At 62.8% G+C, this 26534-nt stretch carries 28 protein-coding genes; 17 read left to right on the top strand and 11 right to left on the bottom strand.

The genetic code is table 11. The features are described from left to right. The first annotated feature begins 206 nt into the window (after positions 1-206). From glyA to M1R55_RS10150, 5 genes are all read left to right on the top strand, one after another. The gene (gene glyA, locus M1R55_RS10170) at positions 207-1463 is read left to right on the top strand and encodes a serine hydroxymethyltransferase (protein WP_249391660.1); all 1257 of its coding nucleotides are present in this window, start codon (positions 207-209) and stop codon (positions 1461-1463) included. 329 nt (positions 1464-1792) lie between these two features. Continuing rightward, positions 1793-2974: an HD-GYP domain-containing protein gene (locus M1R55_RS10165; RefSeq protein WP_249391659.1), complete on the top strand. Its 1182-nt coding sequence runs from the start codon at positions 1793-1795 to the stop codon at positions 2972-2974. Positions 2975-3219: 245 nt separating this feature from the next. Continuing rightward, entirely contained in the window at positions 3220-4359 is a 1140-nt protein-coding gene (gene queG, locus M1R55_RS10160; RefSeq protein ID WP_249391658.1) for a tRNA epoxyqueuosine(34) reductase QueG, read from the top strand. Between the two features lie 122 nt (positions 4360-4481). Beyond that, a complete protein-coding gene (locus M1R55_RS10155) occupies positions 4482-4901 on the top strand; it encodes a nuclear transport factor 2 family protein (RefSeq protein ID WP_249391657.1) in 420 nt (139 codons plus the stop codon). 99 nt (positions 4902-5000) lie between these two features. After that, positions 5001-5855 (top strand): glutaminyl-peptide cyclotransferase, encoded by an 855-nt coding sequence (locus M1R55_RS10150; RefSeq protein ID WP_371827101.1) that lies wholly within the window; start codon positions 5001-5003, stop codon positions 5853-5855. 7 nt (positions 5856-5862) lie between these two features. On the opposite strand, the gene tmk is transcribed toward M1R55_RS10150, so the two are convergent. Together tmk and M1R55_RS10140 are read right to left on the bottom strand one after the other, a co-directional pair. Continuing rightward, positions 5863-6537, bottom strand: a complete 675-nt coding sequence (tmk, locus tag M1R55_RS10145; protein WP_371827100.1) for a dTMP kinase — start codon at positions 6535-6537, stop codon at positions 5863-5865. Beyond that, a complete protein-coding gene (locus M1R55_RS10140) occupies positions 6534-7337 on the bottom strand; it encodes a Nif3-like dinuclear metal center hexameric protein (protein ID WP_249391656.1) in 804 nt (267 codons plus the stop codon). Before M1R55_RS10140 ends, tmk begins: the two co-directional genes overlap by 4 nt. A gap of 92 nt (positions 7338-7429) precedes the next feature. On the opposite strand from M1R55_RS10140, the gene rlmB reads away from it, so the two are divergent. Together rlmB and M1R55_RS10130 are read left to right on the top strand one after the other, a co-directional pair. Then, a complete protein-coding gene (gene rlmB, locus M1R55_RS10135) occupies positions 7430-8152 on the top strand; it encodes a 23S rRNA (guanosine(2251)-2'-O)-methyltransferase RlmB (protein WP_249391655.1) in 723 nt (240 codons plus the stop codon). After that, complete coding sequence (locus M1R55_RS10130; protein ID WP_249391654.1) at positions 8149-9102, top strand: aldose 1-epimerase; 954 nt, start codon at positions 8149-8151, stop codon at positions 9100-9102. Before rlmB ends, M1R55_RS10130 begins: the two co-directional genes overlap by 4 nt. A 19-nt stretch (positions 9103-9121) precedes the next feature. On the opposite strand, the gene M1R55_RS10125 is transcribed toward M1R55_RS10130, so the two are convergent. Beyond that, entirely contained in the window at positions 9122-9322 is a 201-nt protein-coding gene (locus tag M1R55_RS10125) for a hypothetical protein (protein ID WP_249391653.1), read from the bottom strand. A gap of 96 nt (positions 9323-9418) precedes the next feature. Next, positions 9419-10486 carry a S1C family serine protease gene (locus tag M1R55_RS10120; protein WP_249391652.1) on the bottom strand — a complete coding sequence of 356 codons (1068 nt, stop codon included), beginning with the start codon at positions 10484-10486 and terminating at the stop codon, positions 9419-9421. Between the two features lie 149 nt (positions 10487-10635). Between M1R55_RS10120 and M1R55_RS10115 the strand changes: the two genes are divergently transcribed. From M1R55_RS10115 to M1R55_RS10095, 5 genes are all read left to right on the top strand, one after another. Beyond that, positions 10636-10974: a PadR family transcriptional regulator gene (locus tag M1R55_RS10115; protein WP_249391651.1), complete on the top strand. Its 339-nt coding sequence runs from the start codon at positions 10636-10638 to the stop codon at positions 10972-10974. Continuing rightward, the gene (locus tag M1R55_RS10110; protein WP_249391650.1) at positions 10971-11486 is read left to right on the top strand and encodes a permease prefix domain 1-containing protein; all 516 of its coding nucleotides are present in this window, start codon (positions 10971-10973) and stop codon (positions 11484-11486) included. The genes M1R55_RS10115 and M1R55_RS10110 overlap by 4 nt, the downstream gene beginning before the upstream one ends. Positions 11487-12075: 589 nt before the next feature. Then, positions 12076-12576 carry an EVE domain-containing protein gene (locus M1R55_RS10105; protein ID WP_249391649.1) on the top strand — a complete coding sequence of 167 codons (501 nt, stop codon included), beginning with the start codon at positions 12076-12078 and terminating at the stop codon, positions 12574-12576. A gap of 351 nt (positions 12577-12927) precedes the next feature. Then, a complete protein-coding gene (gene thyX, locus M1R55_RS10100) occupies positions 12928-13626 on the top strand; it encodes an FAD-dependent thymidylate synthase (RefSeq protein ID WP_249391648.1) in 699 nt (232 codons plus the stop codon). 81 nt (positions 13627-13707) lie between these two features. Beyond that, complete coding sequence (locus tag M1R55_RS10095; protein WP_249391647.1) at positions 13708-14319, top strand: 1-acyl-sn-glycerol-3-phosphate acyltransferase; 612 nt, start codon at positions 13708-13710, stop codon at positions 14317-14319. A 58-nt stretch (positions 14320-14377) separates the two neighbouring features. On the opposite strand, the gene M1R55_RS10090 is transcribed toward M1R55_RS10095, so the two are convergent. The 6 genes from M1R55_RS10090 to M1R55_RS10065 form a co-directional block, all read right to left on the bottom strand. Next, positions 14378-14851, bottom strand: a complete 474-nt coding sequence (locus M1R55_RS10090) for a DinB family protein (protein WP_249391646.1) — start codon at positions 14849-14851, stop codon at positions 14378-14380. 75 nt (positions 14852-14926) lie between these two features. Next, positions 14927-15313 carry a large conductance mechanosensitive channel protein MscL gene (mscL, locus tag M1R55_RS10085; RefSeq protein ID WP_249391645.1) on the bottom strand — a complete coding sequence of 129 codons (387 nt, stop codon included), beginning with the start codon at positions 15311-15313 and terminating at the stop codon, positions 14927-14929. A 136-nt stretch (positions 15314-15449) separates the two neighbouring features. Then, positions 15450-17030, bottom strand: coding sequence for a DUF512 domain-containing protein (locus M1R55_RS10080; RefSeq protein ID WP_249391644.1), 1581 nt, complete (start codon positions 17028-17030; stop codon positions 15450-15452). Between the two features lie 125 nt (positions 17031-17155). Next, positions 17156-17899: a Sir2 family NAD-dependent protein deacetylase gene (locus tag M1R55_RS10075; RefSeq protein ID WP_249391643.1), complete on the bottom strand. Its 744-nt coding sequence runs from the start codon at positions 17897-17899 to the stop codon at positions 17156-17158. Positions 17900-18097: 198 nt separating this feature from the next. Continuing rightward, positions 18098-18652 (bottom strand): RNA 2'-phosphotransferase, encoded by a 555-nt coding sequence (locus M1R55_RS10070; RefSeq protein WP_249391642.1) that lies wholly within the window; start codon positions 18650-18652, stop codon positions 18098-18100. Between the two features lie 199 nt (positions 18653-18851). Continuing rightward, positions 18852-21689 (bottom strand): DUF937 domain-containing protein, encoded by a 2838-nt coding sequence (locus M1R55_RS10065; protein ID WP_249391641.1) that lies wholly within the window; start codon positions 21687-21689, stop codon positions 18852-18854. 313 nt (positions 21690-22002) lie between these two features. On the opposite strand from M1R55_RS10065, the gene M1R55_RS10060 reads away from it, so the two are divergent. From M1R55_RS10060 to M1R55_RS10050, 3 genes are read left to right on the top strand one after another with little or no spacing between them, the layout of a single operon-like run. Continuing rightward, on the top strand, positions 22003-22902 hold the full coding sequence (locus M1R55_RS10060; RefSeq protein ID WP_249391640.1) for an NAD(P)-dependent oxidoreductase: 900 nt from the start codon (positions 22003-22005) through the stop codon (positions 22900-22902). Continuing rightward, complete coding sequence (locus M1R55_RS10055) at positions 22899-23336, top strand: RidA family protein (RefSeq protein ID WP_249391639.1); 438 nt, start codon at positions 22899-22901, stop codon at positions 23334-23336. Before M1R55_RS10060 ends, M1R55_RS10055 begins: the two co-directional genes overlap by 4 nt. Next, positions 23333-24310 carry an aldo/keto reductase gene (locus M1R55_RS10050; RefSeq protein WP_249391638.1) on the top strand — a complete coding sequence of 326 codons (978 nt, stop codon included), beginning with the start codon at positions 23333-23335 and terminating at the stop codon, positions 24308-24310. Before M1R55_RS10055 ends, M1R55_RS10050 begins: the two co-directional genes overlap by 4 nt. 67 nt (positions 24311-24377) lie before the next feature. Here M1R55_RS10050 and M1R55_RS10045 read toward each other — a convergent pair whose 3' ends face one another. Beyond that, complete coding sequence (locus M1R55_RS10045; RefSeq protein ID WP_249391637.1) at positions 24378-25097, bottom strand: HepT-like ribonuclease domain-containing protein; 720 nt, start codon at positions 25095-25097, stop codon at positions 24378-24380. Positions 25098-25257: 160 nt separating this feature from the next. Between M1R55_RS10045 and M1R55_RS10040 the strand changes: the two genes are divergently transcribed. Then, on the top strand, positions 25258-25644 hold the full coding sequence (locus tag M1R55_RS10040) for a 4'-phosphopantetheinyl transferase superfamily protein (RefSeq protein WP_249391636.1): 387 nt from the start codon (positions 25258-25260) through the stop codon (positions 25642-25644). Next, the gene (locus M1R55_RS10035) at positions 25637-26491 is read left to right on the top strand and encodes a Cof-type HAD-IIB family hydrolase (protein ID WP_249391635.1); all 855 of its coding nucleotides are present in this window, start codon (positions 25637-25639) and stop codon (positions 26489-26491) included. The genes M1R55_RS10040 and M1R55_RS10035 overlap by 8 nt, the downstream gene beginning before the upstream one ends. Positions 26492-26534 lie beyond the last annotated feature (43 nt).

Genomic DNA, 26534 nt, shown 5'->3' with positions numbered 1-26534 from the left:
CCCGAATGCGACAAGATGAATCCTGCCGAGTGCCACGACAAACTCCCCTGCACCCTTTGGGGGCGGGGGCTGGGGGGTGGGGGAAAACGTGGCAGCAAACCAAAACCCCCAACGCCCAACCATTTCCATCCAGAGGCCAACGCCCCACGTCCAAGCTGCGGAGACAACTCCCAAACCTCCTGCGCTCCGGGTGTTACCGTACCTGTATGACGACTGCCGAACCGACTGCCCCCGCCGTGAGTAGCGCGGCTCCGAGCGTGACCGATCACGACGCCGCAATTTTCGACCTGATCGCGCAGGAAGGCGAGCGCCAGCGCGTCGGCATCGAATTGATCGCCTCCGAGAACTTTGCCAGCGCCGCAGTGCGGGCCGCGCAGGGCAGCGTGCTGACCAACAAATACGCGGAAGGCTACCCCGGCAAACGCTGGTACGGCGGCTGCGAAGTGGTAGATCAGGTGGAGCGGTTGGCGATCGAGCGTGTCAAGGAACTGTTTGGCGCGGCGTGGGCCAATGTGCAGCCGCACTCGGGCAGCAGCGCCAACCTCGCCATTTACAACGCACTCATCGAACCCGGCGACACCGTGCTGGGCATGGATTTGTCGCACGGCGGGCACCTGACGCACGGCAACCCGGTGAACTTCAGTGGCCTGCGGTACAAGATCGTGGGCTACAAGGTGAACTCCGAAACAGAACTGATCGACATGGAAGAAGTGCGCCGCCTCGCGCACGAGCATCAGCCCAAAATGATCATTGCGGGGGCCAGTGCCTACAGCCGAATCATCGATTTTGCAGCCTTCCGGGTCATTGCCGACGAAGTGGGCGCAATCCTGTTTGCCGATGTGGCGCACATTGCCGGACTGATCGCGGCGGGCGTGCATCCCAACGCGCTGCCCCACGCGCATGTGGTCGCCAGCACCACCCACAAAACCCTGCGTGGGCCACGCGGCGGCGTGATTCTCAGCAACGACCCCGAGCTGGGCGCGAAGATTGACCGGGCCGTCTTCCCCGGCTATCAGGGCGGGCCGCTGGAGCACGTCATTGCTGCCAAAGCCGTGGCCTTCCGCGAAGCCTTGCAGCCCGAATTCAAGACCTACGCCGCGCAGATCGTGAAGAACGCGCAGGCGCTCGCCAAAGCCTTCCAGAACCTCGGCTACCGCGTGGTGTCGGGCGGCACCGACAATCATCTGCTGGTGCTCGATATTCGCCCCAATGGGCTGAATGGCACCAAGGCCACCAAATTGCTGGACGCCAACCACATCACCATCAGCAAGTCCACGTTGCCCTACGACTCCGAGAAGATTTTGCATGGCGGCGGCATTCGCCTCGGCACGCCCGCCGTGACCACTCGCGGCATGAACGAGGCCGACATGCACACCATTGCCGGACTGATTGACCGCGCCCTGAAGGGTGAAGATGTGAAGGCCGAAGTCCACGCCTTTGCAGGCGGCTTCCCACTGCCCTGAAAACAGAGGACTGAGTGGCGGCGGGCACTTTGGACATGCCCGCCGCCGCTTTTTTCGGTCTAATACCGAATTAAAGAGTGTTTTGTGGAGCAAGGGATGAGTGGGCGTCTAAGCGGCGAACTCACCGCATGCCAAGGAGTCGTTTTAACTTCGTGGAGCCGCACCAAAACCAACCGGCTCAGCTGCGACTCTTCTACCACTCAGTCAGAAAAACATTTGTCCCATTCAAATTAAATTGCAAAGAGGTTAGACCCAAAAATACCAAGAGAATCACAAAATAATTGAGGCGTGTGAGAATTCCGTCATAATCATCAGAATAGAGTCATCCTATGACTGGCGCTTCGCCCCCTCCTGATGGCTCGCCCGGCGGCCAGCCTTCTCCTCTGCTTATACCCGCCGATCCTTTGCCCCCGCATCCGCTGAGTCTGGGTGACGTGACGCTGCACCTGACCCAGCTGGGACTGACTGCCTCAGACCTCGGCAGCGCCATGAGTCCGGTGCTGAACGTGCTGGTAGACCGTACGGCAGCAGTAGGAGCCGGATACTTTCAGTTGCGCGACGCCACGCTGACCTACCACGCCCGAGCCGCCACTGGCGTCGTGCCGCAAGGCCCAGCCATGGAAGCGCTGCTGGTACACGGGTTGCCGCATCATCTGCCGCTGGTACAGGCACTAGAAATCGCCACTGGGCCGCTATTTTTTGACGATACGCGCCTGCAACCTCAGTCGGCAGGCTTTCCAGATTTGGGCGTGTTTGCCCTGACCGCCGCGCCTATTCGTAACCGGGCGGGCGTATTGGTGGGGGCGCTGCTGTCTCATGTGTTCGAGCCGCACCCCTGGACGTACTACGAGCGCCAGACCTTGCACACGATTATGGGGTTGGTGGCGCTGCTGGCCGCCCGCCTGGACGCCGAAGAACGCGAGCAGGCCGCCCACGAGAGTGCCCTGCGTGCGCTGGGGCTGATGCTGGAAGCACGCGACGCCGAAACGCAGGGGCACACAGACCGCGTGACCGAACTCGCGGGTCGCCTGGGCCAACGCCTGGGTCTGAATGGGCAAGAACTGCGCGACCTGCGCTGGGGAGCTTACCTGCACGACATCGGTAAAATGGCGATTCCAGACGCGATTTTGCATCATCCCGGCGCGCTGGACGCCGAAGCGCGTGCCCAAATGCAGCTGCATGTAAAGCAGGGCGCGGCACTGGCCCAGCACCTCAGCTTTTTACCCCGCAGCGCCCACGACGTTATTTTGGCCCACCATGAATGTTGGGACGGCAGCGGTTATCCCTGCGGCTTAAGTGGCGAGAACATCCCCCTACCCGCCCGGATTTTTGCCGTCTGCGACGTATACGACGCCCTGACCAGTGCCCGCCCCTACAAACGTGCTTGGAGCCACGCCGAAGCCGCCGCACATCTGCTGAATGCACGAGATAAGCACTTCGACGCCGTCGTCGTGGACGCGCTGCTGGCTGTGCTGGACGAGGATCAGGCGGGATTGGGGGCGGTGGGGTAGGGGGGTTGAGTTGGTGGGGGTGGGTGGGTCTGAGGTGTGGGGGCGGGGACGGTTGCTGGTGGCCCCCTCTGCTTCGCAGCTCTGCGACTCCCACAAGGGGCGAGGGTAAACGGCAAAGGCTAGAAGCTTAGTTCTTGCTCCCTCACCCTTGACTGGCACAACCCGAGGGGATGAGTGAGCGAAGCGCTTGCCCTTCCGCCCTACCCCCCAATCTTTCCCCACCCACAGCGGCATAATTTGCACCGATGCTGTACGCCTCCCCCCCCACCTCTGCTGCCGAAACCTTGGCCGACCTCGCCTCTGCGCTGGGAGCCGACGCGGTGGGCTGGGCGGCGGCGCGGGTTCCGACTTCGGCGGTGGCCGAGTATGCCGGGTGGCTGGGCGCGGGCAAGCACGCCGGAATGACCTACCTGGAACGCCAATTGCCCGCCCGCGCCGACCCCAGCAGCCGACTGGAAGGCGTGGGCAGCGTGCTGGTGCTGGGTGTCTCTCATGCCTTCGCGCCGCCACCTGTACCGAGTGACGGTATACGGCTGGGACAGGTGGCCCGTTACGCCTGGACGCCCGATTACCACGACCAACTGCAACCCCTGCTGACCCGGCTGGAAGGTGAAGCGGCGCGGCTGGGCGTGCGGGCGCGGGGCTACGTGGATCACGGCCCCATCATGGAGCGGCTGTTTGCGGCAGGCGCTTTTCTGGGCTGGCGCGGCAAATCGGGCATGACCGTCAGCACGCGGCTGGGCGCATTCGTGACGCTGGCTGTGCTGCTGACCGACCTGCCCTGGGAAGTAGAAACGGCGGCACATCCGGATCGCTGTGGCCGCTGCACCCGCTGCATTTCGGCGTGCCCCACAGCGGCGATTGGCGATGACCGCACCATAGATGCATGGCGCTGCGTGTCGTACCTGACCATAGAACATAGGGGGCCGCTGCCCCACGAATGGCGGACAGGGGTCGGAGACTGGCTGCTGGGCTGCGATATATGCAGCGAAGTTTGTCCATGGAGTGCCAAAGCTGGCCCGCTGGCCCGGCTGCTGGAACCTCAGGCGCGGCTGGCCTACCCCGATCTGACTCGATTTTTTGGGATCAGCGAGCGGCAATTTGAACGGGAATGGGCCGGAACCGCCCTGCTTCGCCCCCGCCGCAAAGGCATGGCCCGCAACGCCCTGACCGTGCTGGGAAACCTGCCCGCCGACCATGAGGGCCGCGAACTGGCCCGCCCCCTGCTGCTGGCCGGAAGCCATGATCCGGTGTGGGAAGTGCGCGAGGCCGCCGCGTGGGCATTGGGTAGGTGGGGCGAATCTGACCTTCTCCCTCCCCTACTGGCTGATCCACACGAGGCAGTGCGGGCCACCGCTGAACAGGCTTTAGCGGGCCTGACCTAGCAAGTTTCAATCCCCACTCGGCATTCAGCCAAAGTTGAGCGTCACTTGAGCGAGACTTTATGGCTCCTCCATTCTGGGGGATGCCCCACGCTTTGGCCTGCGCGGGCGTGTTCGGGTAGGGCATGACCCAAGTTGACGCCAACCGAACCCCCAGCAACCTGACCGAACAATTTATGCAGGCGCTTCAAGTGATTGAGCAAACGGGCGACGTAGAGCCGTTGGTGGCTCTCTTCGCCAAGGGTTCCAGCCTGAAGAATCTGACGACCCACACGTGGACGGGGCAGGACGGCGCACGCGAATTCTGGACGGCTTACCTCTCCAACTTTGAGCAGATTCGCAGCGAATTTACTCACCATCTGGAGGCCAGCAACACGGGCCTGATGGAATGGGAAGCCACCGGGCAACTGAAGGGCGGCTCCGATCTGGCCTACCGGGGCGTCAGCATTATCGAAATTGATGGGGATAAAGTTAGCGCCTTCCGCACCTACTACGATTCGGCGGCGTTCGTGAATACAGGTGTGGCCGAAGTTCGTTCTGAGTAGGCGCCACTTCCCTCACCCCCCATTCCGTACCCCTATCTAAAGTCCGCATAAAGTGGACAACCGACCCGGAGAAGGCCCGCCGCGCCCTACGATAAGGGCGTGCGCTTCCGCCTTCTTGTTTCTTTGCTGTGCCTGACCAGTGTTGCTGCCCCGGCTCCTGCCCTTCCTCTGTCTACGTCGGTGCGCACGCCGCTACTGACCCCTAGTGTGGTCGCTCGCTTTCCGCATGACCGGGCCGCCTTTACACAGGGCTTGCAGTATTTGGGTGGCGGCGTGTTGCTGGAAAGTACGGGTCAAATCGGTGAATCGGGCGTGCGGCGGGTCGAGCTGAAGTCGGGCCGGGTTCAGCGAATGGTGGCGACACCGCTGGCTCAAGCGTTTGGCGAGGGCTCGACGGTGCTGGGGAGCGTGGCTTACCACATCACCTGGCAAAGCGGCGTGGCTTTTGCCTTTGACGCCACCACCCTGCGCGAGATGGGCCGTTACCGATACACGGGCGAGGGCTGGGGCCTCACCAACGACGGCAAGCACCTGATCATGAGTAGCGGCAGCGCGGCATTGGTGTGGCGCGATCCCAAAACCTTTGCAGTCAAGCGGAGTGTCACGGTGACCGATCAGGGCCAGCCCGTGCGGAACCTGAACGAGCTGGAATATGTGCAGGGCAGCGTCTACGCCAACGTGTGGCTGACTGACCGGATTGCCAAGATTGACCCGGCCACCGGGAAGGTCACCGCGTGGATCGATGTATCCAACCTGACCCGTGAGGCCAGTACCACTGCCGCCCGCGCCGGAAAACCCCTGACCTTCGACGACGTGCCCAACGGCATCGCCTTCATTCCAGAACGGGGCACGCTGCTGCTGACAGGCAAGCGCTGGCCCACGCTGTTTGAAGTGAAGGTGCCCGGGCTGAAGGTGGAAACGGGCGTGACTGGGCGGGGGGCGACAGGGCGGTAAGACCGGTTCAGGCTGGAGCTTCGGCCTGCCCTGCTCCTATCTGCACTGTTCCCAGTGTTTCAGCCACGGTGCTCCAAATCTGTTCCGCCAATTCATCCGGCGACCTCGTGCCGTCCATCACGCGAAATCGAGCGGGTTCTCCGTGTGCCAATGCGAGGAAACCTTCGCGTACCCTCTGATGAAAACTGAGGTCAGCGCGTTCCAGGCGGTCAGGTTCGCCCCGTGTGGCCGCGCGGGCGAGGCCTACTGCGGGGTCTAGATCGAGCAAAAACGTCAGATCGGGTTGCAGACCGCCTGTCGCTGCGTGCGTAATCTGAGCCAGCAAGCCCGCATCCAGCCCCCGTCCCGCGCCCTGATAGGCCAGGCTGGAATCGGCGTAGCGGTCACAAACCACCACTTCCCCGCGTGCCAGCGCAGGCCGGATGATCTGCCCCACCAGTTGGGCGCGGCTGGCCGAATACAGCAGAAATTCGGGCAGAGGGTCGACTGGCAGGTCAGGCTCCAGCAGCACCACCTGCCGAATCCGCGTGCCCAGCGGTGTGCCGCCCGGTTCGCGGGTGACGATGTGGGCCACCTCAGCGCCAGTCAGCCGCTCTACCAGACGCGCAATCTGGGTGGTCTTCCCCGCACCTTCTGGCCCCTCGAAGGTGATGAACAGCCCCCGGCTCACAGGCTCATTCACAGACCGGTAGGGAGGTGCAGAAATTGCCAGGGCAGGCCGAATTCATCTTCCAGGCGGGCCGCCAATGCACGCACGCCGAAGACTTCGGTTTCGTAATGTCCGGCGTACACCACGTTCACGCCGTACTCGAAGGAATCGTGGAAGTGCTTGTGTTCGGGTTCTCCGGTCAGCAGGGTATCGAGGCCCATCGCGGCGGCTTCGGCTACTGCGCCCGCGCCGCTACCACTGACAATGCCAAGGCGGTGGACGTGCGGAATGCCGCCACCGTGCACCAGACAGATTTCCCCGGTCAGCTTTTGCACCCGGTCTGCAAAGTCCTGAAGGCTCTGCACAAAGGGCAACTCTCCGGCCAGACCGATCTTGTGGCCCTGCCAGTCGCCAAACGGCTCCGTATTTTGCAGGGTCAGGGCGCGGGCCATCATCGCGTTGTTGCCCACTTCGGGGTGGGCGTCCAGCGGAATGTGGGCGGCATAGAGATTCAGATCAGCCATGAGTGCTGTGCGGACGCGCAGGCGGTGAGGCCCAGTAATCGGCAACGGCTCGCCCCAGAACAACCCGTGGTGCACCAGCAGGATATCTGCGCCACTGTCGGCGGCTTCCTGCAATGAGCGGGCACTGGTGTCCACGCTGGCGGCCACGCGCCGGATCACGTCGGTGCCCTCGATTTGCAGGCCGTTCATGCTGGGGTCGGGGAGCGCACCCACTTGCAGGTATTCATTCAGCCAGCGCACCAGCACGTCGCGCTGCACTTCGCCCCGCACGGGCTGGACAGAGTTGGAGGCGGGAGAAAGATCGGTCATACCCGCATTCTAGGCCGGGGTGGGCGGGACAAAGGGTGAACTGGAATGCTGGAATGAAGGAGCGCCCAGCCTGTGTGCCCTAAACTACGCCCATGTTGCTGTACGGGCGGAATCCGGTGCTGGAAGCCATCGCAGATGGGCGCGTTGCTGAGGTGTTGGTGGCGCGGGGCGTAGAAGAATCGTTTATCAGGGAGCTCAAGGAATTGGACGTGCTGGTGCGCTTTACTTCGCGCATAGAGATGGATCAGATGGTGGGCACGACGCAGCATCAGGGCGTGGTGGCCGAAGTAGAAGACCTGAAATGGGCCAGCGTGGACGAGATTTTCGAGCGGGCCGACTCCAGGGGCGAGCCGCTGCTGATCGTGCTGCTGGACGGCATTACCGACCCGCGCAACTTTGGGGCCATCATCCGCAGCGCCGAGGTGCTGGGCGCACACGGCGTGGTTGTAGAAGAACGCCGCAGCGCACCGCTGTCGCCTGTGGTCGCCAAAACAGCGGCGGGCGCGGTGGCCTACCTTCCTGTGGCGCAGACCAAAAATCTGCCCCGCTTTATAGACGCCCTCAAAGAAGACAACGTGTGGGTGTACGGCGCAGCGGGCGAGGCCGCGCAGGACATTGGCCGCACCGATTTTTCGGGCAAACTGGCGCTGGTGATCGGGGCTGAAGGCGAAGGCCTGCGCCGCCTCGTGCGCGAAAAGTGCGACGTACTGGTCAAGATTCCGACCAGTGGGCGCGTGCAGAGCCTGAATGCGTCGGTGGCGGCGGGCATTTTGCTGTATGAGGCCACCAGAAACCGTGGAGGAAGTGGGCGGTGACGGCCTCTGCCCCGTGGCAGCTGGCAACCATCTCCAGCCCCGCCCTGACCCTGGACATCCTGCCCGGCATGGGGGCCAGCATCCTGAATCTGCGGGCTGCGTCGGGCCGCCCCGTGATGCGATCGGTCGCGCTGGAACACGTGCAGACCAGCAGCCAATGCGCCTGCTTTACGCTGCTGCCCTACAGCAACCGCATTCGGGACGCCCGGTTTGAATTGGCAGGGGAAACGGTGGAGTTGCGCCCCAATACCAAAGACGGCCTCGTACAACACGGGGACGTCAGAAACCGCCCGTGGACGGTGACGCGGGCGGGCGATTCCCACCTGATCTGCGAATTTGATAGCCGGGACGTGATCGATCTGAACTGGCCCTGGGCGTTTACCGGGCGCGTAGAATACCGCCTGCACGGCCCGCATCTGGACATCAGTGTGACCCTGACCAATGCAGACTTGCGCCCGATGCCCGCCGCAGAGATGCCCGCTGGCATGGGTCTGCATCCCTACTTTGCCCGCATCCAGGATGGCCAAGACCCGCTGCTGACCTTTGACGCCGCGCTGACCTACGACACCGATGAACGCAATTTGCCCACCAGCGGCGCAAGGCCCGTACAGCCCGCCGAGGATTTCCGCACGCCTACAGCGGTTGGGACGCAAACCCTAGACCGCGTGTATACCGCGTGGGACGGAATTGCCCGACTGGATTGGCAACCCCACACTGGGCAGCCGCACACTGGCCCCCACCGCGCCCTGATCCTCACCGCCGACAACGTGTTTTCCCATCTGGTGGTGTTCACTGCCCCAGACGGCAGCCTTGCTCTTGAACCCGTGTCTCACGCCACCGACGCCTTTAATCTGGCGGCGCAGGGCATCGGCGGCACCGACATGAAAACGCTCCAGCCGGGGCAAAGTCTGGCGGGAGCGCTGCGGGTGACGGTGGAAGGTCAGTGGTAGTAGAGAGAGTAAAGAGCACTCACCCTCTGGCGATCAGGATGCCCTGACGATCCCGCAATTCCAGTCCTGCCTGAAGTCGCTGCAAGGCCGTCAACAGATCGTCGGTTTCCCGCAGTACTTCGGGGCCGTGATCGGTCGGCAGCACAATTCGGTATTGGGCCGGGGCAGTTGGGGGCGTCCAGCGTTCCCCACTGTCTTCCTTGACAAAGGCACGTGACATCCCCCAAGTCTGCGCCGAACCGATGAAATCCCCATTTAAGCCGGATGACGACAACTTGAGCTTCAGCCCTGGTGTTTTTTACGGCGTCCCGCGCCCTCACTGATCCAAGTCCGGCACACTGCGCCGCGCCGCCAGCGTAATTTGCGCTTCTCGGCGCTCGTCTCCGCGTTGGTAGCCTATCGTAATCGTGTCGCCAATCTCGGCGCGGCGAATCTGGTTGATGACCTCATCGGCGTCACGGGTTCGCACACCGTTCACACTGAGAATCACGTCTCCGAGTCCTACAGGATTGGCCTCGGCATCAAGGGGCGTTCCGATCAGGCCTGCGCGGGCGGCAGGACTGCCCTTGGCAACGCGGGCCACCACTGCACCGGGGGGATCAGTCATGCCGCTGTGGTTGGAATCGAAGACCAGGCCCACCACCGGCGTATCTCGCTTGACGCCTGTGCGCAGAGCAGCGATCAGGTCGTTGCCCTCGGTCACAGGTACGGCGTAACTGGTGCGGGTCTGGCCACTGGTATCCACCCGGATATAGCTGATGACACCGATGGCCTGCCCGTTGCCGTCGATGATCGGGCCGCCACTGTCACCGGGGGCCAGGGGCGCGGTCATTTCCAGCGTGCCCTGCGGGAAATCGGCTCGGCCTGCATCGGCATTCAGGCGCAGCAGGCGGCCCCGGCGTGGCTGTAAAAAGTCTCCGCCGCTGTTGCCGATAGCCAACACCGTTTCACCCACACGCGGCGGGCGAGTCGCGAGGTTATAGGCCGGAAATGGCCCGCGCCCCTGCACCTGGAGCAGCGCCACATCAGCGGCGGCATCAAAGGCCGTGACCCGCGCCGGATACGAGCGCCCCGACAGCGTACTGATCTGGAACAATTGCCCTTCTGCAACCACGTGGTACGCGGTGAGAACCTGCCCCGTTTCACTGATAAAAAAGCCGGTACCGAGGCCCGCCGTGTTGCGGGCGCTGTTCACGCTTTCCACGCGCACAGTAGCGGGGCGCAGCTTTTCGAACAGGGCGCGGGTGGTTTCGGGCAACTGGTTGGGCAGCGCACTGGTTTGGGCAGGCGGCACAGACAGCACCGGATCGGCCCGCTGCTCTGGCAACAGATAGGCACCGAGCGCAAGAATGAGTAAGACGGGTAACCACGGCGAGAATCGCACAAACAGATTCTAGTGGGCCACAGTAAAAAATAAAGTGGGAGAAGGCACGGGACAGAGATCGGCGCACTACCTTGCCTGACAAGACACTTGGGGCCGACTACCTTGGTGAGCAAGTATCCAGCAGGACGGGACTCAAAAGGAGTTGGCTGATGAACCCGCTGAAATCCGGCATGCTTGATCTGGCTTTGCTGGCCGCCCTGAACGAGCAACCGCGCTACGGACTGGACATTCTAAAGTATGTAAACGAGCGCAGCGGCGGCCTGTTCGACCTGTGCGAAGGCAACCTGTATCCGGCACTGCACCGTCTAGTCAAGGCGGGCTGGGTAGAAGGCGACTCGCAGCCCAGCGACAGGGGCGGCGCACCCCGCAAGGTCTACCGCCTGCCCGATGAGGGCGCGGGGGCCCTAAGCAGCAAGCGGGCCGAATGGCAAACACTGCGCGGCGCACTGGACGCCCTTTTGTTGCGTAAGCTCAGGCAACCCGCATGACCCGCCACCTCAGCCGAACGCCGCGCCTGCTGAGCCTCGACGCCTACATTCACCGCGCCACGCTGGGCCTGCCCAAAGCCGAGCGCCTGGACGCCGCCGCCGAATTGCGGGCGCATCTGCTGGAGCGCACCGCCGAACACGAGGCGCAGGGCTTTAGCCGCGAGGAAGCCGAGTTTCTGGCCGTGAAGAGCATGGGCGACCCGGAACCCGTGAATCGCAGTCTGCTGGGGCACGCGCTGACGCATAAAGCGGGTTGGTTGGCACTGGCCGTGTTACTGGCAGGCAGCGGCGGGTGGTGGGTGTATAGGGAGTGGATGCCGCCCAAAGAAGGCATCGCTTTTGAGGCAGCCACGCCCGCCGATATTGCCCGCCTGTTTGCCGATACATACGCCCCATGCGGCAAGTATCAAGCTGCCACCGTGACCTATCCGCGTGGAACGCAAGTAGTCGTCTATGCCAACATTGCCAGCAGCGATATTAAAACAGCAACGATTATGTCTCTATCCGTGTGAGCAATATCAGAGAATTGCAAGAAAAGATTTTCCGGGGCCGTGTTCCAGGGAGTTACCGCTTTCAGGAGCGTTGGCTGATGGCCTCCCGACCACTTATCTGTGCGAATGAACTTGGTCACCGCTTGTACACGACAGCAGTTTCATTAGATTCACCGTTCGGCAGCACTGGTATTCAATCGCAGAGGGGCTTGGGGTTCAATGTCGGAAATTGCAACAATCCCAGCCTGTTGCTTCGGCAAAAGAGCAGGGAAGCTCCCGGTGCAGTTCCGGCCACTGGCGGCGGAAGTTACAAAATTTCGGGCGGCCAACAAGAAAGTCTTCCCCTCAACCGATGGACGGTACTCCGCCGCCTTGTTGTTGAGTCACTCGCCGACCCCAACACAGAGGGCGAACCTGTGGGTGAGGATAGCAAGCAATCCAGAGGAAGTTTCGTGGCCGTACTGCCGCTAGACCGCATTCCAACCCAAACGGACGGTAGCTACAGCTACGGCGCTGGCATAGTCCAACTCAATGGCGACACGCAGAATCTGCCGCCACTCCCGCCCACGGTTCCCGAACCACCCCACGCCCAAACGCTACCCTGATCCCCATGCTCTACTGGCTTCTAAAATCTGAACCCGACGTGTTCGGCTACCCCGATCTGGTGCGGGTGGGCAAGGAGCCTTGGAACGGCGTGCGGAATTATCTGGCCCGCAACTATCTGCGGCAAATGAATGCGGGCGACCTGTGCCTATTTTACCACTCCAACGCCAAACCGAACGGCGTGGCAGGCGTGGCGCGGGTGGTGCGGGCGGCCTACACCGACGACCTGCAATTCGACCCAGAGAGCGCGTATTTTGATCCCAAAAGCTTGCCCGACAATCCGCGCTGGAGCATGGTGGACGTGTCGCCCGTCGCGGCCTTCCCAAGCCTGCTGACACTGGACGCCCTGCGAGGGCTGCCGGAGTGGGAAGACTCGCCCCTGACCCACAAGGGCACGCGCCTCAGCGTGATTCCGGTGACAGCGGCGCAGTTTGCAGCGGCACTGGAAGCGGTGGGGCTGGAGCTTGGGGCACTGGAACTTGGGCTACTGGAACCCGCCTTCATCTGAGAGCCTGACACCCTCCCGTTTACCCGGCCAACCCGCATCCGTTGTCACGGTCTTGTCAGAGGCTACGGCGCACACTGCAGGCATGGAACTGCTGCTGGCCGCCCTGGTTGTCATCACTTCACTGCTGCTCGCCGCGCAACAAGATCGGCAGAAGCGTGCACCTGTGCCGGTGCGTGTTTCCCATCGTCCCAAACGCTGAAATACCCCTTTAGACCTTCCACGGCGGGCCTGTCTCCGCCCGCAACCCAATTGCCCCGCCTGCCCTCTCCTCCTCCGGGGCAGGCGGGTTTTTTTGCTGTAATTTGGCGGATAAGGCCTGAGCTCGGGTGCGGGCGCTACAGTAACGCCGAGATGACAGACGCCCGTACCCTCTACCCCCTCGGCGACCAACTGGGCAGCGTAACCCTGATTCAGCACGCTGGCGATGACAAAATGATTGCCAATGCCGCACGCGTTTCTTTCGGCGGAGACAGTGACGCGCCCCTGAATGCCCGCGACGAAAAGCTGATTCGCTACCTCTTACGGCATCAGCATGGCTCGCCGTTCGAACACAACATGATCACATTTAAGGTAATTTGCCCCATTTTTGTAGATCGGCAATGGGTGAGACATAGAGCCGGAGTCTCTAAAAACGAAACGTCGGGAAGGTATGTGGAGCAACAGGAACGCAATTTTCAGCCGCTCAGCTTCCGGAAACAGGCTCCCAGCAACCGCCAGGCCAGTGTAGAAGACGACGGCACACTGGATCAGGCGCAGGCAGCACGGGTCTGGGCGGAGGCGTGGCAATCGGCTTACGGCGCGTACCAGACGCTGTTGGGCCTGGGGGTCACGCGGGAGCAGGCGCGGGGCGTGTTGCCGCAGAGTCTGTATACCGAGTCGTATTACACCTTTAATGTGCGCTCGCTGCTGCACTTTATCGGCCTGCGCGACCACGACGGCGCACAGTACGAAATCCGGCTGTATGCGCGGGCTTTGGCAGAATTGGCCGAGCCGCTGTTTCCCGTGACCTTCCGCGAATGGCGGGCACTGGTGGCCGAGCAAACCCACTGAGCGGCCTGCCTACGACTCGGCAATAAATGAACTGCGTCTAGGTAGGTCTGCGGTCAATAGTGCCCCACCTATACTGCTGAAGTGTCTGTTCTCTGGTTGAATCAGCGGCCTACCCCATGGTCGCGTCTGGCCTCCTTTGTGCTGCGTGTGGCAGGTTGGGAATCCATAATCGCGCCTCCGCCGGGGCCGAAATTCGTGGCCGCCGCCGCCCCACACACCAGCAACCTCGATTTCTTCCCGGCTCTGTTGTGGCGCTGGGGAACCCGGATTCCGGTGCATTGGGTGGGCAAAAAAGAACTGTTCCAGTTTCCGCTGGGCCTGTTTATGCGGGCGGTGGGCGGCCTCCCGGTCAACCGTCAGCAGGCGGGCGGCAACTTTGTAGACGCGGTGGTGGCCCTGATTCATAGCCAGAAGGAAATCGTGCTGGTGGTGGCCCCCGAAGGAACCCGCAAACGCGGCCAGTACTGGAAAACCGGCTTTTATTACATGGCCCTGGAAGCGGGCCTGCCGATTGGTGTGATTGCGCTGGACTGGCAACACAAACGTATCGGCGTCATCGGGTATGTGACGCCCACAGGCGACCTGGACGCGGATTTTGCCGTGATCCGCGAGATGCTGAAAGATGTGCGGGGCCGCGTTCCTGCCAACGAGACACCAATCGTTCCCCGGCCCAAAGAGGCGGGCAAGGCTTAGCAGAACGGTGAAAACAGGTCCAGCCTGAGCATAGGCTGGCTCTGTACATTCACTTTCTTCAGCCCATTTTGACGAACATAGGTGGCTTCACACCAATCATGCGGGCCATCATCCACACCTGACCTTTGTGGTGCGCCTCATGCGTGATCAGCATGTCTACCATTGCAGCAATCGGCATTTCTCGGCCCCCGAATGCAGTCACGCGGCGGCCCAGATCTTCGTTGCCGAGGGCAGCAATGGCGCTCATGGCCGCCTCGGTGGTCTGCTGAAGGCGGGCGCGGGCGGCAGGCAAATCGGCGCTGGGAGCAGGCAACGCGCCAGGGGCCTGGCCCTGAACCATCCCCAGAAACCGCTCGCTGCTGCCCGATAAGTGGTCGGCCAACGCCACGAAGCTCATGCCGCCTTCCCACGCCGCAAATTGGGCCTGATCGTCGGGCAACTCGGCGTACAAGTCCATCAGGGCGGCGCGGTGGCTATGCAGGGCGCGGGCCAACAGGGCGGAGCGGGACGGAGAGGCAGTGGGTACAGTCATGGGCACACAATAGAGCCGCGCCGCCCACTAAGAAAGGGGCAGTGCGGCACGGGCAGCAGAGGCCAGGACAGAGAATTACAGCGGGCGATTCTTAAGTGCGTCGCGGATTTCGGCCAGTAGTTTTTCTTCGTTGGTAGGTTCGGCCACAACGGGCGTTTCTTCACGCTTGGCGCGTTCCAGCATGCGTGTAAAGGGCGTGATGACAAAGAAATACACCACTGCCGCAGTAATTACGAAGGTAATTAAGGCCGTGAGGAACGTACCGTATTTAAAGATGCTGCCGTTGATACTGAAGGAGAGGGCGTCGAAGTTGGGCACGCCGCCGAAAATGCCGAGGATAGGCATCACTACGCCCTGCGTAAAGGCAGTGACGACACCAGCAAAAGCCGCGCCGATAATCACACCGACAGCGAGGTCAACCAAGTTGCCACGCATCAAAAATTTCTGGAATCCACTGAACATGAGAACAATCTTACACTTTTTGGGGACAAACTTGAAGGGTAGTCAGTAATCTGGCAAGAGAACAACGAAGTGAGCGACAAGAAGACGTGCTTCCTGCCGCCCACTTGACTGAGCTGCTGGTCAATGACTAGAGGCTTTACGCCTGTCCGCGCATCCCTTGTTCGGCCACCTGAATCTGAACAGTATCGCTCTTGCCACTGTCCTTGACGGCGTGGGCACTCATGCCCCACTGGTGGCCGCTGCTGGTGGCCGCACTGAGGATCACGCGGGCCAACTCGCCCAAGGTGGCCCCGCCCGCCTGCACGTCCATTTTAAATTCCTTGCGGAGTTCGGTCAGGCTGGTGTCGTCCAGCATCAGTTCGGTGCCGTAGCGCAGCGTGGTGGGCGGCACCAGCAGCAAATCGGCCTCACCAGGCTTGACAGCGTGCCGGAAACAGCGCCCAGTCAGCAGGCCCGCCACCGTCGTCACTTTGCCGAAGGTCTTGTTTTCAACGGCCCGCACTTCCAGCGTCAGGCCCTCGATGGCCCGCAGCGGCTCTACGGCCAGATCCAAGGACTCAGCAAACAGTGCGCCAGTCGCCAGAATGACGCGCTTGGGCTGGGGCAGTGCGGCGGGCAACTCGGCGTCCATCCCGCCCGTCAGGAAGTCGCGGATCATGCCCACGCCGTTTTCCAGCATGGGGAAGCCTTCGTATTCTTCCTCGCTGGGCAGCGGTTCTCCGGCCAACAGGTACAACTCGTCAGACGGAAAGATAAAGCGTGTGCCGCGCTCGTTCAGGAACTTCTTGCGCCAGATGTTGAGGCGTTTCAGGCTGTCCTGCGCGTCTTCACGGGTAAACGTCCGCACGTCGGGCAGGTTGGTGCGGTGCGAGGTCAGGCCGATGGGCACCACCGCCGCGCTGAGGACGTTGGGGCGGCTGGACAGGTATTCCACCGTATCGTCCAAGTGTTCGCGGTCATTGCGCCCCGGCACCAGCACGATCTGGGTGTACAGATCGATGCTTTCCAGCCGCTCGATCATGCCGCGAATCTGTACGGCCTGCGGGTCTTTGACCTTCAGTTTCCACCAGCGCATCAGGTCTTGGCGGAGTTCCTGATTGGCTGTATGCACCGACACGTACAGCGGCGACAGGTTCTCATCCAAGATTCGGTTGATGTCGCCCTCGGTGAGATTGGTCAGCGTGACGAACGAGCCGTACAGAAAAGACAGGCGGTAATCGTCGTCCATGATGTAGAGGCTCTTGCGGAAGCCTCTGGGCATCTGATGCACGTAGCAAAAATCGCACTTATTGGCGCACTTCTTGATGCCGTCGAACAGCACTTCCTCAAAATCCAGGCCGGGGTCTTCCCATTCCACATCAAAGAAGAATGTCTCGCCCAGCCCCGGCTCCTGCGGCATAAACAGGCGGTGATGATCCTGCGCCGTGCCAGGAACGCCGGTCATGACCTGAGGTGCAGCCACCGGACGGGCCATCTCCAGCGTGGCCTTGCCCAGCGATAAGGCGTGGCGGTAGGCCAGCACATCGGTCACGGCGGCCCCGTTAACACGCAGCAAAAAGTCGCCGGGGCGCACGCCTGCACGCTCGGCAGGACTGCCTGCCTCTACCGTTTTCACGGGCGCGGGGTAGAGTTCCTCTAGCTTGGCTTCTTCCGGCTTGGGTTGTTCGACTTGCGCTAATGCTGGGTTGTGCTGGTCATCTAGGCTGGCGACCGTCATCTGTCCTCCCTTCGGACTTCTCAGTCCCTTCCGGCAGTGCCGTACTGGGCCGCCGCGAAACAGGGCAGCTTAACAGAACGCGGGAGGCAGGGCTGTGATGTCTGTCCCGGTTGGTGGATGAATTCCTACCCCGCCCCCATCAGCCGTGCCAGCCCGCTTGAGGCCAGATCGCGCAGGCTGAAATTCATCTGAGCGGTCAAGTCGGTGTCTGCCGTATTGACCTCTATGACCACGCCGCCGCCCTGTTGGGTGTGGCGGGCCAGCCCTGCCGCCGGATACACCAGGCCGCTGGTGCCCAGAATCAGGGCCACTTCCGCCTCATAGAACGCGACCTGGGCAGCCTCCAGCACATCTGGGGACAGGTACTCTCCAAACCAGACGATGTGGGGGCGCATGCGGTTTCCGGCAGGCGAGGTGGGCGGCGTGACCAACTCGGCGGGGTCGGGCAAGGCGAACACTTCACCCGTGACCTCATCGCGGGCGCTGGCGAGGCTCCCGTGCAGTTCCACCATCTGCCCGCCGCCCGTGCCGCTGCCTGCGCGGGCGTGCAGACCATCTACATTCTGGGTCGCCAGGAAAAAGCCGGTACCCTTTTCACGCTCCAGTTGCGCCAGCAAGGTGTGCGCAGCGTTGGGTTGGGCACGGGTCACATCGGCGTAGCGGCCCGCGTACCACTGCCACACCAGGTCGGGGTCGCGGTGGTACGCGTCAGGACTCGCCAAGTCTTCGGGCCGGAACCGCGCCCAATGCCCGGTCTGGGCGTCACGGAAGGTAGGAATGCCGCTCTCGGCACTTACGCCCGCTCCGGTCAGGACAGCTACCCGGCGAGCAGAAGCGAGAGCAGCGCGGGCCTGATCCAGAGTGAGCATAGGGGGATTATTTCATGAATGGTAGGTCATACGGATTGCGCTTTATTCCGTCACCACCAGGAAAGCACCGCTTGCGGCTCCATAACGCGGAGTCCGTATTTTTTTCCACTCGCTCTGCTGCGCAGCTTTGCAAGTCCGCTCCCCTTCGGGGCTTTTCAAGTCGGGTTGATTCCTAAAAAGAGCAGGATTCAATCTGTATCAGCCCTGTGGAAACTCCACGAACTCTGATGGCACATGTTCAGTGAGCCATACGCCATTGGAACTGACATAAAACAGGTGTCCGGCCGTGTGCATCTGGCCCGCGTGGACGGTCAGCACCACAGGCAGGCCGCGCCGCGTACCGACTTTGGTGGCAGTGGCGGTATCGGGCGAGAGGTGGACATGGTGGCGGTTCATGGCCTTCAGTCCAGTGGCGCGGATGGCGGGCAGGGCGTCGGGATAAGTGCCGTGATACAGCACGGCGGGCGGCAGCGTGGGCACCAGTTCAAGGTCTACAGGGACGCTGTGGCCCTGATTGGCCCGGACGCGCTCGCTGCCTGTGCGGGCATCGGTGCCGAGGCTGAAGCGTTGTTTGTCGCTGGCTGCCACCACCCGTGCCACCTGCTCACGGGTGACATGCAGATGCGCCAGCACAGGCTCCAGCGGAACCCAACCACCCGGCGCGAGCGTCAGGCCCGCCTCATGCGGCGCGTGCCGCAGCAAATACGACAGCTGGTGTGACAGGTGCTTGTCGGATAGGTGCTTGTCGGTCATGGGTTCAGTGTGCAGAAGTTGGGCGCAGGATGCATCTGCCGCGTGGCCGGACAGCAGTAGGCCGGGTGGCGCAGTAGAACATCATTCTGAACGGCACAAGAGAACCGCCCCCCGAAAGGAGCGGTATTGATTGTTGGCGAGTATCTAAAAGCCGTGCTGCCCAGTCCTCTGGCCCTTAGACTTATTAGACCCTTAGACCTTACTCCGCGACGGTCAGATTTACCGTGCTGAGAGGCTCCGCGTTGGCATCACCCAGAGGACGAACCTCGTAGGTGACCGTGCCCGCACCGGGGCGACTCTCGTAGGCCCAGCCACAGCTGGCGTCCAACTGAATGTTTTTGGTGCCGACCAAGCGTTCGCCGCGTTTGACGGTGACGCTGTAGCCTTCGCCGCCGCCCACGCCGCCAAAGCGGAAGGGTTCCTTGACGGTTTGGCCGTCGGTGATGCTGAGGGTGTAGTCCTCGGCGCACACCTGAGCAGCGCCACCAGCAGAGGCCGTTGCGGCGGCCACAGTTGCGCGGACGGTGGTCAACTCGGTGCCGTCGCTGCCCTTCACGGCGTAGGTGTGCGCGCCTTCGGCAGGACTGGGGACGTCTTTCGTCCAGGCGCCGTCTGCGCCTACCGTGACGTTGCCGAGACTCACGTCGTCTTCAAAGATTTCTACGCTGGCTCCGGGTGTGCCCTGACCACTGAGGGTAAAGCCGCCTGCGGGCAATTGGGCGTCGGCAGCGGGGGTGGTGATGGAGAAGTCGGCGGCAGCGGGGGCAGCAGCGCCCGCAGTGTTGTCAGCGGCACTGTCGTCAGCAGGTGCGGCGGCTTCGTCGGCAGGCGCTTCGGTAGCGGCGTCGCCCACAGCAGCGTCTCCGACAGTGGCGCTCAGGGTGGCGAGTTCGGTGCCGTCTGCGCCTTTAATGGCGTAGGCCCGCGCTCCGGCAACCGCGCCAGTCACGGGCAATGTCCAGTTGCCGCCCTCGTCTACCGTGACTTTGCCGAGGCTGGTGTCGCCGTCGAACACTTCGATTTCCTGTCCAGCGGTGCCCGTGCCACTCAGGGCAAAGTCTCCGGCGGGCAGGATCGCGCCCGCAGCGGGTTCGGTGATGCTGAAGTCGCCCGTACCAGAGTCGCCCGTCGAAGCCGCATCGGTTCCGGTTGGCTCAGTGCTGGCCGCGTCGTCGGTGATGTTGACCTTGAATTCACTCTTGGCCGTGCCGTCTGCACCCGTGATGCTGTAGGTGTGCTCGCCTACTGTGGGCGCGGGAATGGCCGCCGTCCACTGACCGTCTGCACCGACGGTAGAGGTGGCGACTTCCTGGCCCTGGTCGGCAATGGTGAGCGTGTCACCCGCCGTGCCCGTGCCACTCATGGTGAATTCGGCGGCAGGCAGGTTGGAATCAGACGTGGGGTTGGTGACCACGATGCCGCCCACCGCCGCGCCCGCTGTGTTGCCTGTACTGGTGCCTGTGCCCGTTGTGGACGCAGGATTGCGGTTCAGAACCCAGCACCCACCCAAGAGCAGCAGCAGCGCCAACGGAATCAGCCACCAGGGAAAGCCGCCGCGTTTGCGTTCCGGCTCCCTGACGACTGCGGGCGTGACCACAGGCGGAGTCGCCGGGGGCGTGACCGGACGGGGAGCAGGCGGGACTGCCGCTGCAACCGTTGTGGCCGCTGCACCCACTGCACCAGCACCCAGCGCACCAGCACCGAGCAGGCCGCCCAGACTGGAGAGGCCAGTAGGCAACAGACCGGCCAGGCTGCCACCCATTCCACCCAACAGGCCAGAGAATGCGCCTGCACCCACGCCACCTGCACGGGCGCGGTTGCCCAGCATGCTCAGCACCAGCGGCGTCAGGATCGCCAGGAGCCGCCCAGCGTTTGCACCGCTGCCCCCCAGCGCCGTACCGAGTCGCCCGGTGACGGCCTCTACGTTGCCAAATAAGCCGCCCAGCAACCCGCGTCCCTGACCCTCGATCCGGGCTGTTTCAGCGCCGTCGTTGAGCAGGTTGGTGTTTAGGGTGCCGTCGGCTGCGGCCAGATGCCCCAGCGGGCGGGCCATATTCAACACGTCGTTTGCGCCCGATTCGGTGCGGCCCTTGTTGATCAGAGCGTTGAGCACCAGAGGCAGCGCGGCGAGGGTGGCGCGGCTGGCCGTACTGCCGCCAAAGCCCGCCGATTTGCCCACTTGCTCGGCCACCGCAGGCGTAAATTGACCCTTGAGAAAGTCCAGCAGGTTACCCGAGGTCAGTGCTGCTCCGGCCAAACCAGCGGCTCCAGCAGCGGCCAGCCCTCCGACAGCGCCACCGCCAATTGCCCCCAGATTGGGCTTATGCAGATCAGGTGTGGCAATTTCAGTGGGACTCAAGTTGATCTTGCCCAGTTCCGGTTTATTCAGCTCTGGCTTGTTCAGTTCTGACAACTTCACTTCCGGAATGGTCAGATCAGGTTTGCCGAGGCCAGCGGCCAGCGCACCCGCTCCGGCCAGCCCAGTTCCGGCCAAGCCTGCCCCCACCAGTCCGGCTCCGGCAGCGCCCATCCCGGCAAGGCCCGCCAGGCCGCCCTTCATACTCGGCAGCATGGTGGTCACGTTGCCTGCATTCAGACCGCGCTGGCCCAAAAAGCTGAGCAATAGCGGCAGCGCCATCTGCATCAGACGCTGCGCCCCGCTGTGCAGACCGCCGATGACTCCGGCGTCTGTGTGGCCCGCCGTGAGTTTGGCCGCCACCGATTGCGTAATTCGATCTGCGTGCCCGCCCAGCAACACTGGGGCGAGCATTTCTCCGGCCCGTTCCAGATTGCTGGCTCCGTCGGCGTCGTTCAGAGCGTCCTGTACGCTGGCAAATTGGGGCAGGTTTTGCACGGCATCCACAAGTTGTTCGCGGCCTTCCGCAGAGGAGGCGTGGTCAACGATAGCGTCGAGTTGCAGGGGTAAACCAGCGTGCAGCGCGGTGCGGGCCTGGTCTGGCGACAGATTGACGGCGCGGCCCAACTGCTCTGCGGCTCCGGCTCCAAAATAGCTTTGGATTTGATCCAGTAAGGTCATAAAGTTCTCCTGTACAACGGGCCAGCACTTGAGAGGGGACAAACGATGGCGTACGGCCTCCATGGAATCAACAGACAATCGGTATTGAACGGGCTAGATTGTAAAATATTTAACTGAACCGGGTATAATTGACCACCCGATACATTAAGGTTCGCCCTTGAGGGTGGACAGCAGTGACCAGAGTTGGATCGCCCCGATTACCGTACAGCCCAGCTTCAATCCCCCTTCACATGCGGCCATGAGCGTTTGCTTAGGTTTGGCAGGGTCGCCCAGATGAACACACGAAGGGGCCGGAGGCGGCAGGATAGAGGGCATGAATGCCCCCAGCAATCACTCCCATCAATCCAGCGTTTACCCCCGCCGAATCCTGATCACTGGAGCCGCCGGAGAAATCGGTAGCACCCTGAGAAGCCAGTTGCGCGACTTTTTACCCGGTTCCCAGACCGTATTACGCCTGACCGACGCCCGCGACCTCGGCCCGGCGCGGGGTGGAGACACCCAGTCAGGCGAAGAAGTGCAATTGGCCGACCTGACCGATTTTGCCGCCATGCAAGCAGTCATGCAGGGCGTGGACGCCGTGATTCATCTGGGAGGCATTGCCAACGAAGACCGCTACGGACGCATCCGGGACGTGAACATAGACGGCACCTATCATGTGCTGGAAGCGGCGCGGCTTGCAGGCGTGCAGCGCGTGGCCTTTGCCAGCAGCATTCACACGGTGGGGATGTATCCCCGCACCCCGATTGGCCCCCCAATTGGCCCCAATGTGCCCGTGCGCCCCGATACCCACTACGGCATCAGCAAGGTGTACGGCGAGGCGCTGGGACGCATGTACGCTGAAAAATTCGCACTGGAATTCGTGTCGGTGCGGATCTGCTCGTTTCAGCAGGAGCCGCAGGACGCCCGCCACCTGTCGACGTGGCTGTCTCACCGCGACGCCGCCCAACTGTTTGCCCGCGCAGTCACCGCACCTTCCAGCGCCCTGCCAGACGGCTTCCGAATCGTGGCAGGCATCAGCGGCAACACCCGCCGCTGGATGACCGATGAAGGCTGGGCCGAGATTGGCTACGCGCCGCAGGACGATGCCGAAGCCTACGCAGAGGCCGTGGGCCACCTTCACGGCGACCCGGCAGACATCACGGAACAGCGGCAGGGCGGGATCTTTGCCGCGCCGGATTATGTGGGCCTGGCCGCTGTGGGAGAAGGACAATGAAGGCTGTGCAACCTCAGCGTATCTCTGGCGGCAGCCCGTGGGAAGACGTGGTGGGCTATTCGCGGGCCGTGCGGGTGGGGCAGATCATTCATGTGGCCGGAACCACCGCCACCCTGCACGGCGAGGTGCAGTGTGTGGGAGACGCGGCGGGCCAGACCCGCGTGATCCTCAACATCATTCAGGCCGCGCTCGAACGCCTGGGCGGACGGATGGAACATGTGGTCAGAACCCGAATCTACGTGACCGATATCGGGCAGTGGGAAGCGGTGGGCCGCGCTCACGGCGAGGTTTTTGCCGATATTCGCCCCGCCGCCAGCATGGTGCAGGTGGCCGCCCTGATTGATCCCGAACATCTGGTAGAAATCGAAGCCGAGGCGATTCTGCCGCTGCCGAGCCTGGAGAGCGGAGAGACTGAGCTGGATTCTTCCCGATGACGGCGCTGGAAACCCGCCTGCTGGGAGCCAATCTGCCCACTGTGACGCGCCTCGGCCTCGGCCTGGCAGCGTTGGGGCGGCCCGGTTATATCAACGTAGGGCATGGGGCCGATTTGGGGCCAGAGAAGTCGGTGGAGGCGATGCGGGCCAATGCTCACGTCATGCTGGACGAGGCTTGGGCGGCGGGTATCCGTTACTTTGACGCCGCCCGCAGCTACGGACTGGCTGAGGAGTTTTTGGGGAGCTGGCTGGCAGATCGCGGATATGACACAACGGTAGGCAGCAAATGGGGCTACACCTACACCGCCAACTGGCGCACCGACGCCGCACAGCACGAGGTCAAAGACCATACGCGGCCCACACTGGAGCGGCAATGGCCCGAAACGTTGGCCGCCCTGCGCCGCACACCCGACCTTTATCTGATTCATTCCGCGACGCTGGAAACGGGCGTGCTGGACGACCTTGCGGTGCTGGCCCGGCTGGTAGAACTGGCCGACTCCGGCGTGCGCGTGGGCCTGAGCCTGAGCGGGCCTGCCCAGGCCGACACCTTGCAGCGGGCGCTAGACGTGCGCTTAGACGGCGTAAATCCGCTGAGTGTGGTGCAGGCCACCTGGAATCTGCTGGAGTCTTCGGTAGGCGCGGCGTTGGCGGAGGCGCACGCGGCGGGCTGGGGCGTGGTGGTCAAGGAAGCCGTCGCCAATGGCCGCCTGAGCGCACGGGGCAGCGTTCCTCAATCCATCACCGACCTGTGCGCCCGCCTGCACACCACGCCCGACGCTTTGGCGTTGGCCGCCGCCCTCGCGCAACCCTGGGCCGACACGGTTCTCAGCGGCGCGGCCACCCAGCAGCACCTTCACAGCAACCTCAGCGCCCTGAATCTGAAGCTGGGGCCAGAGGAGTTGGACGCCTTGCAGGACGCGGCGCAAACTCCGGCGGCGTACTGGCAGGAGCGGGCGGGAATGGCCTGGAATTAGGGTGACGGAAGAAAGATAGTGGGGGCAGGCTCCTAGAGTTCCTGGCCCACACCTTCCCGCCTCTCCCCTACTCCTCTTCCCCTTCCGCAAGTGCCTGTAGCGCCGCCCGCAGCCCCGGCAATTCGTGGCGGGCTGTGTGCCGCAGCAATTCAGTATCTATTCCAAAATAGTCGTGTGAGACGAGGTTGCGAATATCGCGCAGCAGCACCCACGGCACTTCCGGGTGCGTGTCCTGCACACGCTGGGGAATGAATTTGGTGGTTTCGCCTAAGCGGGCGAGGTTGTGCAGCACGGCGTCCTGAGCCTGTTCATCGGCCAGAAAGGTGGTCAGCGTGTGCGGGAACGTAAAACGCTCAACGCGGTCCAGAGCGTCCAGCAAGTCGAAGACCCGCCAACGCCACCGCTTCACGCCCACACGGGGCGGAGTGGGCGGGCCCGCGCCCGCATTCATCACATCCACGCAGTCAGCCAGGATTTCACGCCTCAGCGCAGGCTTCAGGCCGCCTTCGGTCAGCACGTCCACGCGGCGCTCCAGCAGGTCTTCAAACAGGTCTTTAACACGCATGAGTTGCAGCAGGCCCGCTGGCGGCCCACCGGATGCGGGCTGGGACGCGAAATCCACCAGTAAATCCACATCCGAATCGTTCCGCGCCTGCCCCCGCGCCACGCTGCCGAACACCCGCACCCGCACCACGCCGAGCGCCTGCCACTGGGCGGCGTTTGCTTGCAGCAGGCGGGCCACATCGTACAGGTGCAGGTCGGGAAACAGAGGCGCGGGTTGGGTCACAGGGGGAGTGTAGAGGGTAGACCATAGACCGTGGGAACAGCGCAGCAGGAGAGAGCTTTAACGTTTTTGGAGTTCCAGTTCGGCAACAGGCCGGAAAGATTCATCGCCAATCTCTACGATTCAAGATCACCCCGCCCGCAGCGCCCTACAATCTTCCCCAATGATCCTCGCCATAGGAAACGACCTGATCGAAGTGGAACGCATCCGGGGCGTACTGGCGCGGGAAGGAGCGCGAGCCGAGCGGCTGTTTCATCCCTCCGAATTGGCGTACTGCGCGGGATTGGCCGACCCGGTGCCCAGTTTTGCGGCCCGGTTTGCGGCCAAGGAAGCTTTTCAGAAAGTCTGGCCCCGGCCCCACGGTTGGCGCGACGTGTGGGTAGAACGCGAGCGCACCCCAGACGGGCCTTTTCCGTTCGCGCCGCCTATCCTGGGCTTTGCGCCGCACATCGCCGCCGAGATGCAGGAACGCGGCTGGGTGGCGCATCTGAGCCTGACCCACACGCGGGAACACGCGGCGGCAGTGGTGATTCTGGAACAGCGTGAATGATCGTGTAAACCGTGCGCCGCGCCCCGTTCGGCTGATTGCCACCGATCTGGACGGCACTTTGCTTCGCTCGGATCAGACAGTCAGCCCCCGCACACGGGCGGCCCTGAACGCGGCGCGGGCAGCAGGCATCCAGATCGTGCCCGTCACGGCCCGGCAACCGCGTGGAGTGCGGCGAATTGCAGAAATGGCTGGATTTAGCGGCTGGGCGCTGTGTGGCAACGGCGCACACGGCATTCATCTGAGTACGGGTGAGACTCTGTTTGCGGCCCATGTGGAGATAGAGGCCCAGACTCGGCTCGCAAACCTGTTGTCTGAACGCGTGCCGGACGTGCGCTTTGCCAGCGTGCGCGACGGCGGCGAACGGTTTGTGGCGCAGCACGGATACGCGGCTCTGGCAAGCTTCGAGGATCACAAGCGCGATCCTGCCGAGATGGGTAGATATGGCCTGGAGGCCGTGCTGGACGCCCCCAGCCTCAAGCTGATCGTGCGTCACGCCCGCCTCACGCCGCGTCAACTGTTGGCCGAGGTGCAGGCGCTGAACTTGCCGGGATTCGCCGTAACCCACTCGGGCGCACCCTTTTTGGAGGTATTGGCCGAAGGGGTCAGCAAAGCGTGGGGGCTGGCGCAGTTGTGCCGCCTTCTGGGGATTGAGGCGGCTGAAGTGTTGGCCTTCGGAGACGCCCCCAACGACGCCGAACTGCTGGCCTGGGCAGGCCGGGGCGTGGCTGTGGCCAATGCCGAACCCGAAGCGTTGGCCGCTGCTTCAGAAGTCACGCTCAGCAACGATCAGGACGGGGTGGCTGTGGTGATAGAGCAGCTGCTGGGCCTGAACTGCCTTTGGGAATGAACACTGACTGCTCCCAAATCGTCATCCTGCTGACATGACCGCT

Source organism: Deinococcus sp. QL22, assembly GCF_023370075.1.
GTDB lineage: Bacteria > Deinococcota > Deinococci > Deinococcales > Deinococcaceae > Deinococcus.
The sequence above is the reverse complement of the archived record's forward strand: the minus strand, read 5'-3'. Positions and strand labels throughout refer to the sequence as shown.

What these genes read in the sequence shown, in the direction of transcription:
- queG (WP_249391658.1), top strand. Translation starts at nt 3,220, where the DNA reads ATGCTGTACGCCTCCCCCCCCACCTCTGCTGCCGAAACCTTGGCCGAC.
- M1R55_RS10125 (WP_249391653.1), bottom strand. Translation starts at nt 9,322, where the DNA reads ATGTCACGTGCCTTTGTCAAGGAAGACAGTGGGGAACGCTGGACGCCC.
- M1R55_RS10070 (WP_249391642.1), bottom strand. Translation starts at nt 18,652, where the DNA reads ATGACCGACAAGCACCTATCCGACAAGCACCTGTCACACCAGCTGTCG.
- M1R55_RS10055 (WP_249391639.1), top strand. Translation starts at nt 22,899, where the DNA reads ATGAAGGCTGTGCAACCTCAGCGTATCTCTGGCGGCAGCCCGTGGGAA.
- M1R55_RS10075 (WP_249391643.1), bottom strand. Translation starts at nt 17,899, where the DNA reads ATGCTCACTCTGGATCAGGCCCGCGCTGCTCTCGCTTCTGCTCGCCGG.
- M1R55_RS10110 (WP_249391650.1), top strand. Translation starts at nt 10,971, where the DNA reads ATGACCCGCCACCTCAGCCGAACGCCGCGCCTGCTGAGCCTCGACGCC.
- mscL (WP_249391645.1), bottom strand. Translation starts at nt 15,313, where the DNA reads ATGTTCAGTGGATTCCAGAAATTTTTGATGCGTGGCAACTTGGTTGAC.
- glyA (WP_249391660.1), top strand. Translation starts at nt 207, where the DNA reads ATGACGACTGCCGAACCGACTGCCCCCGCCGTGAGTAGCGCGGCTCCG.
- rlmB (WP_249391655.1), top strand. Translation starts at nt 7,430, where the DNA reads ATGTTGCTGTACGGGCGGAATCCGGTGCTGGAAGCCATCGCAGATGGG.
- M1R55_RS10065 (WP_249391641.1), bottom strand. Translation starts at nt 21,689, where the DNA reads ATGACCTTACTGGATCAAATCCAAAGCTATTTTGGAGCCGGAGCCGCA.
- M1R55_RS10165 (WP_249391659.1), top strand. Translation starts at nt 1,793, where the DNA reads ATGACTGGCGCTTCGCCCCCTCCTGATGGCTCGCCCGGCGGCCAGCCT.
- M1R55_RS10115 (WP_249391651.1), top strand. Translation starts at nt 10,636, where the DNA reads ATGAACCCGCTGAAATCCGGCATGCTTGATCTGGCTTTGCTGGCCGCC.
- thyX (WP_249391648.1), top strand. Translation starts at nt 12,928, where the DNA reads ATGACAGACGCCCGTACCCTCTACCCCCTCGGCGACCAACTGGGCAGC.
- M1R55_RS10080 (WP_249391644.1), bottom strand. Translation starts at nt 17,030, where the DNA reads ATGACGGTCGCCAGCCTAGATGACCAGCACAACCCAGCATTAGCGCAA.
- M1R55_RS10155 (WP_249391657.1), top strand. Translation starts at nt 4,482, where the DNA reads ATGACCCAAGTTGACGCCAACCGAACCCCCAGCAACCTGACCGAACAA.
- M1R55_RS10105 (WP_249391649.1), top strand. Translation starts at nt 12,076, where the DNA reads ATGCTCTACTGGCTTCTAAAATCTGAACCCGACGTGTTCGGCTACCCC.
- M1R55_RS10140 (WP_249391656.1), bottom strand. Translation starts at nt 7,337, where the DNA reads ATGACCGATCTTTCTCCCGCCTCCAACTCTGTCCAGCCCGTGCGGGGC.
- M1R55_RS10060 (WP_249391640.1), top strand. Translation starts at nt 22,003, where the DNA reads ATGAATGCCCCCAGCAATCACTCCCATCAATCCAGCGTTTACCCCCGC.
- M1R55_RS10090 (WP_249391646.1), bottom strand. Translation starts at nt 14,851, where the DNA reads ATGACTGTACCCACTGCCTCTCCGTCCCGCTCCGCCCTGTTGGCCCGC.
- M1R55_RS10040 (WP_249391636.1), top strand. Translation starts at nt 25,258, where the DNA reads ATGATCCTCGCCATAGGAAACGACCTGATCGAAGTGGAACGCATCCGG.
- M1R55_RS10050 (WP_249391638.1), top strand. Translation starts at nt 23,333, where the DNA reads ATGACGGCGCTGGAAACCCGCCTGCTGGGAGCCAATCTGCCCACTGTG.